The following is a 17,771-nucleotide window of genomic DNA, read 5'->3' as shown; positions in this document are numbered from 1 at the left end:
AAAGTCGATAAATCGTTTGTCGATATACCACTTTGAGAGTGCCCACACAGATTGCTTGATAACTTGTTAAAGAGCATCCTGAGCGTCTTCGCTTCAGGTCAGGGCTGCGTATTCTACACTTCCCTGATTCGGCGTCAAGCTTGATTTCAAACTTATTTTCCGCCGTGTGATGAGTCACCTCATCACCACCTCAACGACCTTTGCTTTCGCGCTTTGCCGTGTCAGTGGGTGCGCATTATAGGGACCTTAAAAAACTCCGCAACCCCTTTTTTAAAGAAAAAAGATCGCTTGCCGATCTTTTGCTCATGGCGCTGTTTTTCGCAGCATTTTGCCGAGATTTATGCGATTTTTGGCAAAAAATTAACCATTTTTTGGACGGAAATATCATTTAAGTTCATTTTTTCAGCATAGCACTGGTTTAAAGCTAAATAATTCATTACCATAGCTGCGGTTGTTAAAACTATATTGCCAATTAGTTATTTTTTGAGATCCTGTGTTTATGCAAAAATCTTTGCTGTTTGTCGCCCTAGTGGCGGTGGTAGGTGCGTTAGCTATTTTCTTCTTAGTACCGTCACTGCCAAGTTACGTTGCTTTTATCCTTGGTACTTTGTTAGCTGCGTTAGTGTTTATTGTCAGTCCAAGCAATGCGAGTGCTTCTGACGAGGCTGTCGGCCCGATGACAACACTATATGTAGGTAACTTGCCTTATCGTGCCAACGAAGCAGAAGTGAAAACCTTGTTTGAGCAGTTTGGCGCGGTCAATTCGGTGCGCTTGGTTCGCGATCGCAAGACTGGCCGTCGTAAAGGTTTCGGTTTTGTAGAGATAAGTGAAGGTGGAGCTCAACAAGCGTTAGCGAAGTTGAATGATGCAACTTTCCAAGAACGTACTTTGAAAGTTCGTGAAGCTAAGTCACAAGATACTGAAGCTGAAAAGTAATAGTAGCTGCTTTATCTATATATCAAGCTGACCGTTCGCGGTCAGCTTTTTTATTGCATTAAACCCTTTACTCACTAACAACTGCTTGAGCCCCTCAGTAATAGTGCCGGTGTAATAAGCATCAGCGCCACGTTCAATATTGATGTCGCAACTATGAGTGTTGTCAGCGAGCAACTGTTGTACCCGTCGGGCGATCGCTTCGCCAGAATCAAGTAAAGTCACACCATGGCCTAACACGCTGGCAATCTCCTCTTTCAACATCGGAAAATGAGTACAGCCTAATACCAATACATCTATAGTCGTTTGACTCACCGGTCCTAATAGTTGTGCAAGTTGCTGCTGCGACACCGGCAAGCCAGCACATTTTTGTTCTGCGATCATGACCAGTTCAGAACTGCCGAACAGTTCAACGTGGCAATCACTGGCATATTCGGCAATAAGCTGATGTGTATAGTGCCGTTTGATCGTCCCCGGCGTTGCCAATAAGCCAATATGTTTACTGCGCGACAGTTGCGCGGCAGGTTTAATCGCGGGCACGACGCCCACCACCGGAATAGCTAACATGGCACGTAGCGCCGGGAGCACCAAGGTGCTGGCACTATTGCAGGCAATCACCACAATATCCGCTTGGATCTGTTGGGCAACGGGTACAATCAATGCGACACAGCCATCAATCAATACTTGTTCATCCAACTCACCGTAGGGCAAGCGCGCGTGATCAAATAGATAATGATAGTGATGTTGAGGTAACAGCTTTTGCATTTCTGTCAGGATCGACAAGCCGCCGACACCTGAGTCAAACACTAATATTGACCGTGACACACTCAACCTCTGCATGAACTGATAACAACCACTGTTTTGTATTGAGTGGCTTGCGCGATAGGACGGGCTATTTTTTCATAGCAGTGATGAAACTGCAAAATGCCGCGCATCAATTTGCCACTTTGCTTGAGCTACAGCAACGATATGTTTACTATTTGCGCCCGTTTTAGCGCTGGAGAACACCTTCATGAAATTATCGTCGATGGATCCTACTCAGTATCCACAGCAATTAGCCGAGAAACAGCAGGCACTGACCGCTGCCTTTAGCCGTTTTTCTGCGCCTGAGTTGGAGGTGTTTGCATCCGAGCCAGCCAATTACCGTATGCGTGCTGAGTTCCGTGTTTGGCATGACGGTGATGACCTGTATTACTGCGTATTTGACCAAGAGTTGAAAGCGGTACAGCGTTGCGATCAGTTTCTACCAGCCAGCACGTTGATCAACCAGATGATGGCCGCCTTGGTTGAAGAACTTAAACCCAATCCAACGTTGCGCCATCGCTTGTTTCAAGTGGACTTTTTATCGACGCTGTCTGGCGAGATCTTAGTATCCCTGCTGTATCACCGCCAATTGAATGAAGAGTGGCAAGCTGAGGCGGCAGCATTAAAACAACGCCTATCCGCGCAATTCAAAGTGGATATTATCGGCCGCGCCCGTAAACAGAAATTTGTACTCGACCGTGAATTTGTGGTGGAACAACTCACGGTTAACGGCCGCCAGTATAAATACCAGCAAGTAGAAAACAGCTTTACCCAGCCGAATGCCAAAGTGGCCGAAAAGATGTTGGAATGGGCGTTAGATTGCACCAACAATAGCGAAGGCGATCTGTTGGAGCTGTATTGCGGTAACGGGAACTTCTCTATCGCACTGGCGCAGAACTTCAATAAAGTGCTGGCGACTGAGTTAGCTAAGCCATCGGTTGAATCAGCACAGTACAACATCGCCGTTAATGAGATTAACAACCTGCAAGTTATCCGCATGTCTGCCGAAGACTTTAGCGATGCGTTAACCGGCAAGCGTGACTTCAAACGTTTGGGCGATATCGACCTTGCTAGCTATCAGTGCAACACCATTTTTGTTGACCCACCACGCGCGGGATTAGATCAAGCCACCTTGGCGATGGTGCAGGAGTATGAGCACATCCTTTATATCTCCTGTAACCCAGCGACCTTGGCAGAGAACTTAGAACAGTTAAGCAAGACTCACCAAATTGCGCGTTTTGCTATGTTTGATCAGTTCCCCTACACAGAGCACGTGGAAGCTGGCGTGCTGTTAACCAAAAAGCCGACCTAAGGTCGGCTGTTCACACTGCGTATCACATCAAGCATGAATATGGGGACGATGGTGTTCAACATTATCCAACCGTTGCTGCAATGCATCGGCCCCTTTAACCACCATGCGTAACTGGGTGATCAAACGTTCCGCCAATACTTTACGATCCGCCCGTTTCATATCTAATGCCGCCGCACCGGCGTTAAACACCAAAATCACTAACGCTTCTGCCTGTACCCGCGCCAGTTCAATATTACGGTTGGCACTTTCTTCAATAAAGTGCGCCAGCTCAGAGATAAAATGGTCAATCTCACGCTCTACTGCAGCACGGAATGGCGCCGACGTACCTGAACGTTCATGCAATAGAATGCGGAATACGTTGGGGTTGGAGTCCAATACTTCCATAAAGGTTTCGACCGAAATACGGATAACACTGCCCCCCGCATCAGCGCGTTGCCGACCTTTACGCATCATCTGCCGCAGCGCCAAACCGCCTTCGTCAACCATGGTCATACCCAGCTCATTCATATCCTTGAAGTGGCGATAGAATGAGGTTGGCGCGATATTCGCCTCACGGGCAACTTCACGTAGGCTCAGACTGGAAAAACTACGTTCGGCACTGAGCTGATTAAAAGCAGCATCCACTAACGCGCGACGTGTTTTCTCTTTTTGCTGTGCTCTTACGCCCATGTTTTTTCCTTATGATTAATCAATTAGCGAAATAATACCGACTTTCGGCAATAAACAAAGTGTAAACCTACTAAGCTGTGATTAGGCTTTTACTCCTTTTTAGCTTACACTTGTAAGCTTAAGTATGTTTGGAAGTAGATTTATGAACAAACCGCGAATTCTCTGGCTTAATGTCATTTTCTTCACAGTTACTCTTGTTGGCGCCCTAGTTTGGGTACCATGGCACGGCGTAGTCAATGGATTTGATGGCGTTGAATGGCTGACATTTATTGTATTGGTGTTTGCCTCTGGGATGTCAATTACTGGTGGCTATCACCGTCTTTGGTCCCATAAAGCGTATAAAGCCCACCCTATTGTTAGGTTTGCCTATGCACTGGGCGGCGCACTGGCGTTTCAAAACAGTGCCTTACATTGGGCATCGGACCATCGTGTGCATCACAAACACGTAGATGTGAACGATAAAGACCCTTATTCAGCGAACAAGGGTTTCTGGTTTAGTCATATTGGTTGGATGCTACGCGAATATCAGCCAGAGCGTTATAACGATTACCAAAACGCCCGCGATCTACAAAACGACCGCATTGTGATGTGGCAGCACCGCAACTACTTATGGTTAGCCTTGCTGATGAACATCGGCTTGCCCGCCTTGTTAGGTTGGTTCAATGGTGATGTATTGTCGATGGTACTGCTAGCTGGTTTGCTGCGTTTGGTGATTGTGCATCACTGTACTTTCTTCATTAACTCACTGGCGCACGTGTGGGGTTCGCAACCTTATACCGACCGTAACACGGCCCGCGATAATGGCATTTTGGCGGTGCTCACCTACGGTGAAGGCTACCATAATTTCCACCATATCTTTGAGCATGACTATCGCAACGGTATCCGTTGGTGGCACTACGACCCAACTAAGTGGCTGATCAAAGCCCTGTCATGGGTCAAACTGGCCACGGATTTGCGCCAAGTGCCAGATGAAAAAATTGAAACAGCAAAATTACAGATGCAGCTGAAACACACCCAGCATAAGTTGTCACGTTTGCCCAACGCAGAGCAAATGCTGGCGCAACTGCAACACGAATATGAGCTGTTAAAACAACATCTGACCGATTACTACTTAGCGAAAAAGGCTTTGCTGGAAGCCAAAGGTCACCAGCTCAAAGAGCAAGATCTGCATGCTCAAGCCGCGCAACTACGCCAAGCGTTTTACCAACAACTAAGACGCTGGCAGCAATATACGGCACATATTGCATAATTCGCTAAATTAATATTCCATAACATGACGGCGCCACCTTGTGGTGCGATGTAATCGGTTTATGATCATGGGTTCTGTTATAGCTTCAGGACCCATTTTTTATGTCTCAAGATCCTATCAAGCTAACCGAATACAGCCATGGCGCTGGTTGCGGTTGTAAAATTTCCCCTAAAGTACTGACCACGATTTTAGCGTCGCAATTACCCGAATTTGTTGATGACAATCTATTGGTAGGCAACAAGAGCCGCGACGATGCCGCCGTGTACAAACTCGACGATAACACCGGCATTATCAGCACCACCGACTTCTTCATGCCAATCGTCGATGACCCATTCACCTTTGGCCGTATCGCTGCGACCAATGCTATCAGTGATATCTATGCCATGGGCGGAAAACCGATTATGGGCATTGCCATTTTGGGCTGGCCTGTTAGCAAACTGCCCCCAGAAGTCGCGCAGCAAGTGGTTGATGGCGGTCGCCAAGCCTGTGCCGATGCGGGCATTATGCTGGCAGGCGGCCACAGTATTGATGCGCCAGAACCGATCTTTGGTTTAGCCGTGACTGGCACAGTGGCACTGACGAATCTCAAGCAGAACGACACTGCCAAAGCGGGCGATAAGCTGTATCTCACCAAACCGCTTGGTATCGGTATTCTCACCACCGCACAAAAGCAAAAGAAACTGGCAGATGAAGATGCGCTCATCGCCCCTAACGCCATGTGCCAACTGAATAAAGTCGGTTTTGAAGTGGCTAAGCTGGCGGGCGTGCATGCAATGACCGACGTCACCGGCTTTGGTTTGGCAGGCCACTTGTTGGAGATGTGCCAAGGCGCCAACTTGACCGCCAACATTGACGTAAACAAACTGCCACTGCTGCCCAAGGCCTATGATTATTTGGCACTGGGTTGTGTACCGGGAGGCACACATCGCAACTTTGACAGTTATGGTGAACATCTACCGCCACTGACTGATGAACAAAAGGCGCTGCTGTGCGATCCACAAACCAGCGGTGGTTTGATGATTGCGGTCGCCCCAGAGAGTGAAGCCGCCTTGGTTGAATTGCTTCAACAAGCGGACATTGCACCAGTGGCGATTGGCGAGCTGCAAGCACGCGACGCTAGTCAAGCAGAGTGGATTGTGCTGTAAATGCCAAATCCTACGCTACCGGCCAGCGAATATCGTTCGCTGTTTGTCAGTGACCGTCCACTGGTCGACCTACGCGCCCCAATTGAATTCAACAAGGGCGCGTTTCCGTGCAGCCATAATCTGCCGTTGATGACTGACCGCGAACGTGAGTTAGTGGGGACTTGTTATAAGCAGCAAGGCTCGGCTGCAGCGGTGGCCTTAGGGCATCAATTGGTCAACGGCGCCACCAAGCAACAACGCGTAGACGCTTGGTTGAGCTTTTTTGCGCAGCAGCCGCATGCATTAATTTACTGCTTTCGAGGCGGTCAACGTTCGCAAATCACCCAACAATGGCTAAAGGACGCGGGACTGGCTGCCACATACATTGAAGGCGGCTACAAAGCGCTGCGCCAATACCTGATTGGCACCATTGAGCAAACACCGCAAACGCAATCACTGCTGATGCTGTCTGGGATTACCGGTTCCGGCAAAACGGATTTCCTCAAGCAACGCAGTGAAGCGGTAGATTTGGAAGGCATTGCTAATCACCGCGGTTCTAGCTTTGGTAGAAAGACCTCCCCTCAGCCAACGCAGATTAACTTTGAAAACCAACTGGCAGTGGCCTTACTGAAACTGCAGCATGCTGGTAGTCATACCTTGCTGTTAGAGGATGAAAGTTATCTGATCGGCCGCAATGCGCTGCCGCAAACCTTCTTCTTTGCCATGCAACACGCACCGGTGATCGTATTGGAAACCAGCTTTGAGCAGCGGCTACTACGGTTGCGGCGCGAATATGTGGAGCAGATGCTGCAAAGTTTTATTGCGCGGGATGGTGAACAGCTGGGAATGGACAGCCTACGTGGCTATCTACAGCAGAGTATTAATGCGATTCGTAAACGACTCGGCCATAAAAATGCCGATGAGTTACTGCTGCTTATCGACCAAGCCTTAGAAGAGCAAATACAACGTAATAATACTGATGGGCATCTGTTGTGGATCAGTGAGTTGCTGACCAAGTACTACGACCCGATGTACCAATATCAACTCAGTAAAAAAGCGGCGCGGATCTTATTTAGCGGCGATCAAACGGCGCTGAATCAATGGCTCGATCAGCGCCGTTTAATACAGCCAAGCTGCTCATCTGGCGTTTAATATTTGCTGCCACGGTAACGCTGGTGCGCCCATTACGATAAAGTCTGGGTTGATCAGCGTTTCTCGGCGGTTATAACTGAGCGGTTGCAAGGTTATATCGCACAGTTCGCCGCCGGCTTCTTCAATAATGATTTGTGCCGCGCCGGTATCCCACTCACCGGTTGGGCCAACCCGCACATAACAATCCGCTTGTCCTTCGGCTACCAGGCAGCTCTTTAACGCCGCACCACCGAGCACCACCAACTCGCACTGACTGGCGTCGTGAAATAAGCCCAGCACTTTTTGCGGATCTTGCCGACGGCTTACGGCAATGCGCAGCGGATGATTGTTGATGTTGTGCAGTTGTTTGCTGTGGATCTGCTTCACCGCACCTTGGGCTTTTTTAAAGGCGCCATGGCCCGCCATCGCGAAGTAACACACTTCGGTCATCGGCACATAAACGACGCCCATCACTGGGCGATGGTTATCCACTAAGGCAATGATCACTGAGAAATCACCGCTGCCGGCAATAAACTCGCCGGTACCGTCCAGCGGATCCACCAGCCAATAGCGTGACCATTGTTGCCGCTCGGCTAACGGAATGTCGGCGTCTTCTTCAGACAGGACGGGAATATCAGGGGTTAAGGCTTGTAGCTTGGAGACAATCAGCTCGTGCGATGCCATATCGGCAGAAGTCACTGGAGTATCATCGGCTTTGATTTCACGTTCAAAACTGCCTTGTTGGTAGATCTCCCTAATCACTTGTCCCGCACTGGCGGCGATGGAAACAACTTGATCTAACAACGCTTCTGGATTCATAAATACTCCAGTCTCCCGGTCATATCACCAGTCATTGGCTCTGAGCCTGTGGTGTCAGCAAACGATTAATTAAGTGTGAGTTGTTTCATGGCCAAAAACAAGGCGCTCACGCTGCGCGATTCGGAAAAGTCAGGCTCACCCAGCAGTTCCTGCCAGCGGGATAACTCCCAGCTCACCAGTTGGATCGGCTCAGGTTCATCACCTTCCAGTCGGCTTTCATAGAGTTCTTCAGCAAGGAAAATCTGCATCTTGCTGGCAAAATAGCCCGGCGCCAAACTTAACTCTTTCAAATGTGTCAGTTTACGGCTGCCGTAACCAATCTCTTCCTGCAATTCGCGGTTGGCCGCTTCCAGCGCCGTTTCGCCAGGGTCAATCAACCCTTTGGGAAAGCCCAGCTCATAGTTATCAGTGCCTGCGGCATATTCGCTGCCGAGCAACAACTGGTCGTTAAGCACTGGCACTACCATCACCGCGCCGCGGTTATGGCCTTTCATCCGTTCATAAACCCGCTCTTGCTGGTTAGCAAAACGTAAGTGCACTTGTTCGATTTGAAATAACCGACTTTTGGCCACGACCTCGCGGTGCAAAATATCAGGCTTTTGTTGCCGCTTATGCATTGCGTCCTCGAATAGGCAAGCTGAAAAATGTGACTAAGGTTACAATGTTATACCAACCACCAAGAAATGACAGAGGCAAGCATGTTCCCTTGGGCACAAATCGACGCGGTATTACTCGACATGGATGGCACGCTGCTCGATCTGCACTTTGATAATCATTTCTGGCAAATCTTAGTACCGCAAACCTTAAGTAAGCAGCGCGGCATATCTACCGCGCAGGCAGCCGAAATGGTGACGCAAGCTTATCAGCGGGTGGAAGGCACGCTCAACTGGTACTGCTTAGATTATTGGGCCAACGAGTTACAGCTGGATATTATGGCGTTGCACCATTGCATCGTTGATAAAATCCGCTTGCGCCAAGATACCGTGCCCTTTCTACAAGCACTCAAGGCGGCAGGTAAACGTCGGATCCTACTAACCAACGCCCATCCCAAAAGTTTGGCGCTCAAGCTGGAACATACTGAATTGGGCGAGCATCTGGATTTGATGTTATCGAGCCACCAGCTTGGCTACGCCAAAGAAGCACCACAATTCTGGCAACAGGTGTTGCAAAAGTACCAACTGACGCCATCACGCTGCTTATTTGTCGATGATAATGAAGTGATTTTACAGGCGGCCAAGAATGCCGGAGTGGGTTATCTGCTTGGGGTGAGTAATCCAGATAGTCAACGGCCGCAGAAGCACTTTCAGCACTTTGCGGCCACGACAGATTATTTGCAGTTGTTGCCTGCGTTAACAACTCAGCTTAAAAGCGACCGCTAAATGTTAGCGGGTAGAAACCGTTAGCATCGGCTTTGCCCAGCATCGGCAGCGCTTTTTGCAGGTCGGCAGGTTGGTCAGCAGTGACTTTCATGCGGCCATTGAGCTGATACTTCATGCCATCTTGCAACGACAAGGTGCCCGCTATGCCCAGCTTGTTTTTCTCATCATCGGTGGCAAGTTGCACTTGTCCATTAACGCACTGCAACGCCAATTCAATATCACCCAATGGATACTGACCAAAGCGGTTAGTAATACCGATATTATTGAGAAACGCTTTACCCGCTAGCTGCTCGCACCAAGGTGTGCCTTGCTCAAACTGCTGCACGAATAGGCTGATATCACCGCTGGCTTTAGTTTGAAACGGCAATTGGTTACGGCCGACTAAAAAACTCACCGGTGCATCAAATTTCACACTGTTAAGCTTAATACCACTCGGGCTGTAACTGACATTGCCTTTGCCAGTAACCGCACTACCACTGCCGCCAAAAGTCACATCCAGATTGACCGTTGCCGTAATTAGTTGCCACGGGCTCAAGTGCCATTGTACTTGCTCCAGTTGGCGACCATCGGCCACTAATGTGTCAGCACTTCCCTGCCACAACGTGCCTGAAACGCCTGCCAGTGACACGCCGTTAGGTAATGGCGCCAATGCCACCACTACCCTTGCTGGCAACAGTGCCACTAAAAACACCAAGTAAAGCAGCACGGCAATCAGCACTTTTACAAAAATCTTCAAAATGACACCTTTACTACTGAGAGAGTTGAATCCGTCGAACCTGTACCATGCCTACTTTATCGCCTGCGGCAATATCAAGGTTCTCCAGCGATAATCCCTGCTGCTGTACTAAGTCATCCAAACAGTTCAACAAAGATTCAAAGGGTACTTCATCCATCCAGACTTGGATTTTATTGCCTTGCGGCTGCATACGAGTAATGGTGAGACCAAAACGGCCAGCGCTTTGAGTCACTATACTACCTAAGCTGCCCGTTGCCGCCGTTTTGCGGGTATTACTTTGTTTGAGCGCCGCAATCTTATTGGCGGTTTGTTTCACGTAAGCCAGTGTGCTGGCCTGAGCATCACGCGCAGTAAGGGCCCGTTGTTCCGCGTTGCTGATCGGCGACCAGATGCCCCAATAAAGAATGCTGATAGCAACGACCACCGCCATTGCCGCCACCAGTTGCTGTTCGCGCTGCGCGAGTTGCGTCCACCAGGTGCGCAAATTTTCCATCTTATTTGCTCCTCAGCGTTAAGGTACTGGTTACCGCACCATCGTTGTTATTCATCGCACCAGCGTCAATGGTGAACTGCTGCGCCGCCAATTGGCGAAACTTATCAATCTGTTCATAAGATTTAGCCGATACCTGCATGCGTAGTTCACCACGGTCACCATCAAACCGTAGACTTTGCGGCTTGAGTTCCGGTACTTGGCTAAAGGTGGGTTGTAGCTGCTGCAGCATGGTGAACAGCTCACCACCGACACCGCCACCTTGCAGCGCGCTTAAGGTTTTACCCAACTGCGAACGCAGGTTGACGATACGGGTAGCGCCCGCCACTTGACGATAAATCGCTTCACTTTCGGCTTGCAGTTGTTCCGCTTGTTGATGGTATTGATAGATACCTAAACCCTTATTGACCAACGCCAGCACCAACGCCACGGCGGCAACCATGGCAACCTTTTTCCACGGTTGCCATTGCGCGTTATATTCTTTGCGTGGCTGGTACGCTCCGGTCAGCAAATTCACCGGTGATTGCAGATGACCTTTGGCTAGCACCAACATCGGCAAATCTAACGGTTGCAGCTGGCAATCCAGTCGTTCGTCTTGAAACTCGGTATAACAAGCAACAGTGGGCGCTTGCTCGGTACCGTCTAACAGTTGTGGCAACAGTAATGCTAACCAGTCTTTACCAACGGCAACGCCCGAGCCGACACCGGTACGCAATAAGTATTGATTACCTACCTGTACTAACGCCCATTGGCATCCAGCTAATGGCAAGGCCAAACAATCAGGCACCAGCTTACGCGCTTTGAGGCCAGCATCATTCAACCAAGTTTGCCATTGCTGCATCTGCTCATGCGCCACCACAGCCACATGCAAGGTGTCGCCTTCACGGGCACCGGGCACAAAATGCAATTCATCGACGTTCTGTGCCAGCGATTCTTCTAGCAGAAATGGCAACGCTTTTAAGGCTTGGCGTTGGCCCTTTTCTGGCAGTTCAACCTGCATCAGCCGCACCACATCACTCGGCACTAATACGTCCACAGGACGATTACCAGCGCGCTCACTCAGCGTCTGCAGGGCGCTGGCATCCGCCAACTCGCCAGAGGCGATGATCTCCTGTTCCTGCTCAGACCACACCAACCAGCTACACGGCTCGCCGTCGGTGATCCCTAAACGGATAAATAAGCGTTCACTCACTGTTTTTCTCCACCGGTTTTCAAGGAAAACCGCGCCTGTGGTTAATCTTGACCGCCGTACTGACGGGTCAACACTTCTAATTTATTTCCGCCGATAACATGCAACACGCTGTCCATGCGGAACACGGCATCATCGACTTTCGCCATGGCCTGCAAGCGGAAAAACTTGCTGCTTATTGCCATGCTGGATTTCAGCTGATCATCTTGGCTGGCGATACTGGTCAATGACCCTTGCTGCCAAAAATCTTCAATCTTGTCGTAACCATCATGGTTACGCCGTTCAATCAAACTTTGCGCCTCGCTCGTCGAGACCTTGTTAAGCAGCATGCCTGCAAGCAGCGCCGCCTGCTCTGGTTTGATGGTATTCACGTTGAGCACTTGGCTATCGTTGCCCGGAATAACGCACACATAAGGCTGCAATTTTTGATACAACTCTTTCGGTACACCAATCACTGCTCGCAGTTCACTGCGGTCATTCATCAAGGTGTTGGCGGCGCGATATGGCACCTTGCGCGATTCATATTCCGCATCTTCCGCACCGAGTGAGCTGGTATCGCTATCGGCATCAAGGTAGTCCTTCACCCGGTAAGCCAACTGTTCCGCCGAGAACTCGTCCACACCTACGTTTTCCAATAAGGCGACGAACTGTTGCGCCGCTAGCGACATTTTCGGCGCCTGTCCCTGTGGCTGTTTGGGCGGATCTTGGCTTAGCGCGTTGAGATTAAAACAACTACGCAAATCACTGATGCGGCCACCAATCTCGCCACCATCGGCGGGCAACACCACATCCGATAAGGCCCAGTATTGCTGCAGGTGCACCCGCCCTTCTGAGTCATCTAAATCTTGCTTCAGCACCCGCCGCGCCAACTCTTCTGCCGATAAGGCATACCAATAGGCTTGGTCATACATTGCCATATTGATGGTGCGCCGCACTGCAATCTGGTTGCGGCCGCTGATACTGGTGGCTAACACCGCGATGATGGCAACAATCAATAGCACCATGATCAGGGCTACGCCGCGCTGTTTACTGGCGCCGATCATCTGTCACCTTCGTTGTTATCCGGCTGCTCGGCGGCATCACCATTATCAGCGTCGGAGTTGTCATCATCGTTATTATTCTTGTTGTCATCGGCTTCAGACTCAGCGCTGGTGTCTGACGCGCCATCTGGCAGTAAAAACTTGCGGCTGATAATGCCGCGATCTTCCAATTCCACTTCAATGCCAATCGCTTGCGGCAACTGCGTATAAGAGCCGCCCTGTTGCCATTTTTTCTGGTCGAAAAAGGCGTATTTCACCGACAACACTTTATCCATTAACACGGTTTTGATTGGCTCTGCCCCAACCTCTGGATCTGGATAGGGATAATACCAACGCTGCAGTTGACCGTTTTGCACCACGTACGCCACATACTGCACGGTGCCACGCGGTAAAATGCCACCGGGATTGAGCCAACCGAGGCGATAAAACACCAGCGCTTCCGATTCCGACTCCAGCATATCTTTGCCCGATTGGATCACTGTGCTGGTTCGGCCGCCTTGTTCGGTACGCCCCGTACGCGCCACAATCTGGCTTAAATCACGTTCTATGGTGCTAAAACCCTGCTGCAACCCTTTCAGTTGCTTAGCAAAATCTTGTGTTACTTCGTCATCGCGCAACACGGTTTGCAACACAGCGTTCGCCGCCAAACCTAACATGGCGAAGATCGCGATGGCGATCAGCATTTCCAATAAGGTGAAGCCGCTAGTCTTGCTTGAATACATAACTGCTCACCTTGGTGATGACACGGGTAAATTTGTCGGTATCACTGACGCTGATACGGATCATGCGAAAGTTGTCATCAGTGGTTTTGATCACTTCGCGTTTCCAATACCACGTTTTACCCGCCATCTCCGCCTGCCCACTGGCGCTGCCCAACGGTGGGAAACCTTCAGCAAGACGGGCATCAACCATTTCGTTGTCGGCCACCCATTGCGCGAGGGTGCGTTCTTCCAAAATGGGCATGTTAGCCATCTGGTCGCCGAGGCTTTTGGTCACGGCAACTGCGGCGATAGCAAACACCGCCATGGCAACCATCACTTCGAGCAAGGTCATGCCTTTAGCTGAGTTCATCAAACTCTCCCAGCACTATGCGTCCAAGCGCATCGCCGCTGACCAATTTTTCAAGCTGCTGACCATTATCATCCAGCGTAATAAAGCGCAGTTTGAAGCCCGTCATCTCGCCGCTCGGCAGCAACATGATCTGCGGCTCAGGAAACTTTTTCTTTTGTGGATCGTCGTCAATAAACGGCTCATCAAACCAAGATTGCTGCTGTTCATCTTGCTCGAGCGGCAGCCCCTCGACTTCCAAATCAGTCTCTATGCCCTCTGGCAGTTCACGCGCTGCCAGCAAGTTATCTTGTTCAACCGGCTGCCATTTTCCGTCTTTGAGCATGACGTAATGGTATTTTTGCTTATCTACCACAATGCCAAAAAAGCCACCGCTAAGGACGGCTTCATCTTGCAGCGCTTCGGTGGTTGCCATAAAACGCTGCACTTCGCGGCTCAGTGCTTGCTGCTGGCCACCATTGCCCATGGCTAAGGTCACGGCTGCCGCCATTAACCCCATCAGCAACACCACCAACATCACTTCAAGCAGGGTAAAGCCCCGCTGCCGCATGCGCATATTCATTACTGGAAGTTCTGCAGGTTCCAGTTGCCGATATCGTCTTCCGTGCCCGCTTGACCATCAGGACCGGCAGTAAACACGTCAACTTTGCCATGTTCGCCTGGGCTCATCATCAGGTAGTCGTTACCCCAAGGATCTTGTGGCAGACGTTTGATGTAGCCACCATCGCGGTAGTTGCGTGGTTCTGGCGAAGCGGATGGTTTGGTCACTAATGCTTCCAAACCTTGTTCAGTGGTTGGATATTTGCTGTTATCCAACTTGTACATATCCAGCATGTTTTCCAAAGAAACGATGTCGGATATGGCTTTTTGTTGGTCGGCTTTTTCTTTGTTACCCATGATGTTAGGCACAACCATAGCGGCCAACATACCAAGGATCACGATCACCACCATGATTTCCAGCAGGGTAAAACCGCGTTGTCTGTTATTGCGTTGCATTGATTTCCTCCAGAAAACAAACATCAGTGGTATGAATGCGCTTAGCCACTGACCATATTATTAAGTGCCAAAATAGGTTGCAGAATCGACATCACGATAAACAAGACGACCACTGCCATGCTAACCACCAACGCTGGTTCAAAGACCCCCAGCGCGAGGTTAACGTTTGATTCAAATTCGCGGTCTTGGTTATCAGCCGCGCGTTCCAACATCTGTTCCAACTCACCACTTTTCTCGCCAGAAGCGATCATATACAGCATCATTGGCGGGAACAGTTTGGTGTTGGTGAGTGCCGCGCCAAGACTGGTGCCTTCACGTACCCGTGCGGTGGCATCGGCGACCGCTTCACGCACTCTAACATTAAGCATCACCTCACTGGCAATGCGCATACCTTCAAGCAGTGGCACCGAACTGGCGGTTAAAATACTCAAGGTGCGCGCAAAGCGGGCGGTGTTCAAGCCACGACTCACACGGCCAATCACTGGCACGCGCAGCAATATCGTGTGGTATTTCATCAGAAACTCGGGCTTGAGCAGCAAGCGTTGAAACACCACGGCGGCGATGGCAATAAACGCCAACACAAATAAACCGTAGTGTTGTAGAAACTCAGAAATAGCAATCAAACTGCGGGTTGAGCCGGGCAACTCTTGTCCCATATGCTGGAACTGATCGACCACTTTCGGCACTACCGCCGTTAGCAACACCGACACCACGCCGATAGCCACCAAGGTGAGCACTACCGGGTAGATCATCGCCTGCATCATTTTGTTTTTCAGTTGCTGACGCCGTTCGGTGTAGTCGGCTAAGCGATTTAGCACCACTTCCAAGTGACCGGACTTTTCGCCCGATGCCACCATGGCGCGATACAAGTCATCAAACACATGAGGGAATTCAGCCATCGAATCGGCCAACGAGTAACCTTCGACCACGCGCGAACGTACTGCCATCACCATCGAGGCAAGACGATCTTTTTCGCATTGTTGGCCGACCGCTTTCAGCGCTTCTTCCACGGGCAGACCCGCGGCGATCAGGGTCGACAATTGCCGCGTGATCAGCGCCAACTCGGCCACAGAGATACCGCGTTTACGGGCGAGAAAATTGCCTGAGGCGGCTTTTTTCTCTTTCTCGGTCACTTGCTTGATATCCAGCGGCATCAACCGCTGTTCACGCAACTGGCTACGCGCGTGCCGTGGAGTATCCGCCTCGATGACTCCTTTGACCTGCTTGCCCGCACTGTTGAGGGCTTTATAGTCAAATGCTGCCATGGGTTACTCCTCGCGGGTGACCCGCAATACCTCTTCCAGCGTCGTCATGCCAGCCAACACTTTGGCGATGCCGTCATGACGAATACTTGGCGAGATGCCACGAATGTACTTTTCAATGGCCAACTCACCGTGACCGCTATGGATCAGCTCACGCACTTTCTCGTCCACCAGCAATAACTCGTGAATCCCCGTACGGCCACGGTAGCCGTTGTAACCACAGTTTTTACAGCCTGTAGGACGATAAATTTTTGCAGGTGAATCAACACTAATGCCCAGCAGTTGTCGTTCGCGTGGTGTCGGCTCGTGCGGCTCTTTACAGTCCTCGCACAAGGTACGCACCAAGCGTTGCGCCAGCACACCGAGCAAACTGGATGACACCAAAAATGGCTCGACGCCCATATCTTGTAGACGGGTAATCGCGCCAGAGGCGGTGTTGGTGTGCAGGGTTGATAACACTAAGTGGCCGGTCAACGACGCCTGCACCGCAATGTGGGCGGTTTCAAGGTCACGGATTTCACCAATCATCACTACGTCAGGGTCCTGACGCAAAATGGCGCGCAAACCGCGGGCAAAGGTCATATCCACTTTGCTGTTCACTTGGATTTGACCGATCCCTTCGATTTCATACTCGATGGGGTCTTCCACCGTGAGGATGTTGATATCCTTGTGGTTGATGTCAGTCAAACCGGCATACAGCGTGGTACTTTTACCCGAGCCGGTTGGACCGGTCACCAAAATAATGCCGTGCGGTTTACGAATTAGCTCCTCAAACTGCACTTGGATTTCTGGGGTCATACCCAGTTGGATTAAGTCGAGATTGCCGGCGTTTTTATCCAGCAAACGCAGCACCACGCGTTCGCCGTGGCTCGATGGCATGGTCGATACCCGCACATCCACCGCGCGGCCACCGATACGCAATGAGATACGGCCATCTTGTGGCACCCGTTTCTCGGCGATATCTAACCGCGCCATCACCTTGATACGCGATACCAGCAATGATGACAGCTTGCGGTTCGGCTTTAACACTTCGCGCAATACGCCATCGACGCGAAAGCGCACGACCAACTGTTTCTCGTAAGTTTCGATATGGATATCGGAGGCTTCTTCTTTGATCGCTTCCGACAATAGCGCGTTGATTAAGCGAATGATCGGCGCATCGTCATCACCTTCCAGCAAGTCTTCTGTTTGTGGCAGTTCTTCGGCGAGGGTGAACAGGTCCATCTCATTGCCGATATCTTCCATCAACTGTTGTGCTTGCGAGGAGTTGCTTTGATAAGTCTGCGTCAGCTTAGCTTCAAAGCTGCTGTCATCCAGCTTCACCAATGGCAGCTCGGCACCAACATAACGGCGCGCTTCTAACAACGCATCCATGCCCGCTTTGGCGGTGTAGTACAAAGTGAGCGTGCCATCGATGTCACTCACTAATACCCCTTGGCGATGGGCAAAGGTAAATGGCAGCCGTTCGCGGCTTTCACTGTAGAGTTCATCGGCCTCAGCTTCTGCCACTAAGGCCAACTCATCAGTCACCTGCGCCAAAGCATCGCTGTGATTTTCGTGCTCAGTCAT

The 17,771-nt window shown here is 50.5% G+C and carries 20 protein-coding genes; 6 read left to right on the top strand and 14 right to left on the bottom strand.

Annotated features, from left to right (window positions below):
* Positions 1-499: 499 nt before the first annotated feature.
* Entirely contained in the window at positions 500-937 is a 438-nt protein-coding gene (locus tag L9G74_RS13615; protein WP_238896958.1) for an RNA recognition motif domain-containing protein, read from the top strand.
* Between the two features lie 15 nt (positions 938-952).
* On the opposite strand, the gene murI is transcribed toward L9G74_RS13615, so the two are convergent.
* Complete coding sequence (gene murI, locus L9G74_RS13610) at positions 953-1,759, bottom strand: glutamate racemase (RefSeq protein ID WP_238896957.1); 807 nt, start codon at positions 1,757-1,759, stop codon at positions 953-955.
* A gap of 187 nt (positions 1,760-1,946) precedes the next feature.
* Here murI and trmA point away from each other — a divergent pair, with 187 nt between their 5' ends.
* Positions 1,947-3,050, top strand: a complete 1,104-nt coding sequence (trmA, locus tag L9G74_RS13605; protein WP_238896956.1) for a tRNA (uridine(54)-C5)-methyltransferase TrmA — start codon at positions 1,947-1,949, stop codon at positions 3,048-3,050.
* Between the two features lie 27 nt (positions 3,051-3,077).
* Here the strand turns inward: trmA and fabR are convergent, their stop codons facing one another.
* On the bottom strand, positions 3,078-3,719 hold the full coding sequence (gene fabR, locus L9G74_RS13600) for an HTH-type transcriptional repressor FabR (RefSeq protein ID WP_238896955.1): 642 nt from the start codon (positions 3,717-3,719) through the stop codon (positions 3,078-3,080).
* A 142-nt stretch (positions 3,720-3,861) separates the two neighbouring features.
* Between fabR and L9G74_RS13595 the strand changes: the two genes are divergently transcribed.
* From L9G74_RS13595 to mnmH, 3 genes are all read left to right on the top strand, one after another.
* Entirely contained in the window at positions 3,862-4,968 is a 1,107-nt protein-coding gene (locus L9G74_RS13595; RefSeq protein ID WP_238896954.1) for an acyl-CoA desaturase, read from the top strand.
* A 101-nt stretch (positions 4,969-5,069) separates the two neighbouring features.
* A complete protein-coding gene (selD, locus tag L9G74_RS13590; protein WP_238896953.1) occupies positions 5,070-6,113 on the top strand; it encodes a selenide, water dikinase SelD in 1,044 nt (347 codons plus the stop codon).
* On the top strand, positions 6,114-7,244 hold the full coding sequence (gene mnmH, locus L9G74_RS13585; protein ID WP_238896952.1) for a tRNA 2-selenouridine(34) synthase MnmH: 1,131 nt from the start codon (positions 6,114-6,116) through the stop codon (positions 7,242-7,244).
* Here mnmH and cysQ read toward each other — a convergent pair.
* Positions 7,230-8,042 carry a 3'(2'),5'-bisphosphate nucleotidase CysQ gene (cysQ, locus tag L9G74_RS13580; RefSeq protein ID WP_238896951.1) on the bottom strand — a complete coding sequence of 271 codons (813 nt, stop codon included), beginning with the start codon at positions 8,040-8,042 and terminating at the stop codon, positions 7,230-7,232. The genes mnmH and cysQ overlap by 15 nt on opposite strands.
* 65 nt (positions 8,043-8,107) lie before the next feature.
* Entirely contained in the window at positions 8,108-8,659 is a 552-nt protein-coding gene (gene nudE / locus L9G74_RS13575; RefSeq protein WP_238896950.1) for an ADP compounds hydrolase NudE, read from the bottom strand.
* Between the two features lie 81 nt (positions 8,660-8,740).
* Between nudE and yrfG the strand changes: the two genes are divergently transcribed.
* Positions 8,741-9,421: a GMP/IMP nucleotidase gene (gene yrfG, locus L9G74_RS13570; RefSeq protein ID WP_238896949.1), complete on the top strand. Its 681-nt coding sequence runs from the start codon at positions 8,741-8,743 to the stop codon at positions 9,419-9,421.
* Here yrfG and L9G74_RS13565 read toward each other — a convergent pair.
* Genes L9G74_RS13565 through gspE form a run of 10 tightly spaced genes read right to left on the bottom strand, consistent with a single transcriptional unit; the run spans position 9,405 to position 17,771 of the window.
* Complete coding sequence (locus L9G74_RS13565) at positions 9,405-10,157, bottom strand: type II secretion system protein N (RefSeq protein ID WP_238896948.1); 753 nt, start codon at positions 10,155-10,157, stop codon at positions 9,405-9,407. The two genes, yrfG and L9G74_RS13565, sit on opposite strands and share 17 nt — an antisense overlap.
* A 13-nt stretch (positions 10,158-10,170) precedes the next feature.
* The gene (locus L9G74_RS13560; protein ID WP_238896947.1) at positions 10,171-10,650 is read right to left on the bottom strand and encodes a type II secretion system protein M; all 480 of its coding nucleotides are present in this window, start codon (positions 10,648-10,650) and stop codon (positions 10,171-10,173) included.
* Position 10,651: 1 nt separating this feature from the next.
* A complete protein-coding gene (gene gspL / locus L9G74_RS13555; protein ID WP_238896946.1) occupies positions 10,652-11,839 on the bottom strand; it encodes a type II secretion system protein GspL in 1,188 nt (395 codons plus the stop codon).
* A gap of 41 nt (positions 11,840-11,880) precedes the next feature.
* Positions 11,881-12,879: a type II secretion system minor pseudopilin GspK gene (gene gspK / locus L9G74_RS13550; RefSeq protein WP_238896945.1), complete on the bottom strand. Its 999-nt coding sequence runs from the start codon at positions 12,877-12,879 to the stop codon at positions 11,881-11,883.
* Positions 12,876-13,598: a type II secretion system minor pseudopilin GspJ gene (gene gspJ / locus L9G74_RS13545; RefSeq protein WP_238896944.1), complete on the bottom strand. Its 723-nt coding sequence runs from the start codon at positions 13,596-13,598 to the stop codon at positions 12,876-12,878. Before gspJ ends, gspK begins: the two co-directional genes overlap by 4 nt.
* Entirely contained in the window at positions 13,579-13,947 is a 369-nt protein-coding gene (gspI, locus tag L9G74_RS13540; protein ID WP_238896943.1) for a type II secretion system minor pseudopilin GspI, read from the bottom strand. The genes gspJ and gspI overlap by 20 nt, the downstream gene beginning before the upstream one ends.
* Positions 13,934-14,494 (bottom strand): type II secretion system minor pseudopilin GspH, encoded by a 561-nt coding sequence (gene gspH, locus L9G74_RS13535; RefSeq protein ID WP_438944572.1) that lies wholly within the window; start codon positions 14,492-14,494, stop codon positions 13,934-13,936. The genes gspI and gspH overlap by 14 nt, the downstream gene beginning before the upstream one ends.
* 11 nt (positions 14,495-14,505) lie before the next feature.
* Positions 14,506-14,940 carry a type II secretion system major pseudopilin GspG gene (gene gspG, locus L9G74_RS13530; protein WP_238896942.1) on the bottom strand — a complete coding sequence of 145 codons (435 nt, stop codon included), beginning with the start codon at positions 14,938-14,940 and terminating at the stop codon, positions 14,506-14,508.
* 41 nt (positions 14,941-14,981) lie between these two features.
* Positions 14,982-16,205, bottom strand: a complete 1,224-nt coding sequence (gene gspF, locus L9G74_RS13525) for a type II secretion system inner membrane protein GspF (RefSeq protein WP_238896941.1) — start codon at positions 16,203-16,205, stop codon at positions 14,982-14,984.
* 3 nt (positions 16,206-16,208) lie between these two features.
* Positions 16,209-17,771, bottom strand: a complete 1,563-nt coding sequence (gene gspE, locus L9G74_RS13520) for a type II secretion system ATPase GspE (RefSeq protein WP_238896940.1) — start codon at positions 17,769-17,771, stop codon at positions 16,209-16,211.

Source organism: Shewanella electrica (genome assembly GCF_022321485.1).
GTDB lineage: Bacteria > Pseudomonadota > Gammaproteobacteria > Enterobacterales > Shewanellaceae > Shewanella > Shewanella electrica.
The sequence above is the reverse complement of the archived record's forward strand: the minus strand, read 5'-3'. Positions and strand labels throughout refer to the sequence as shown.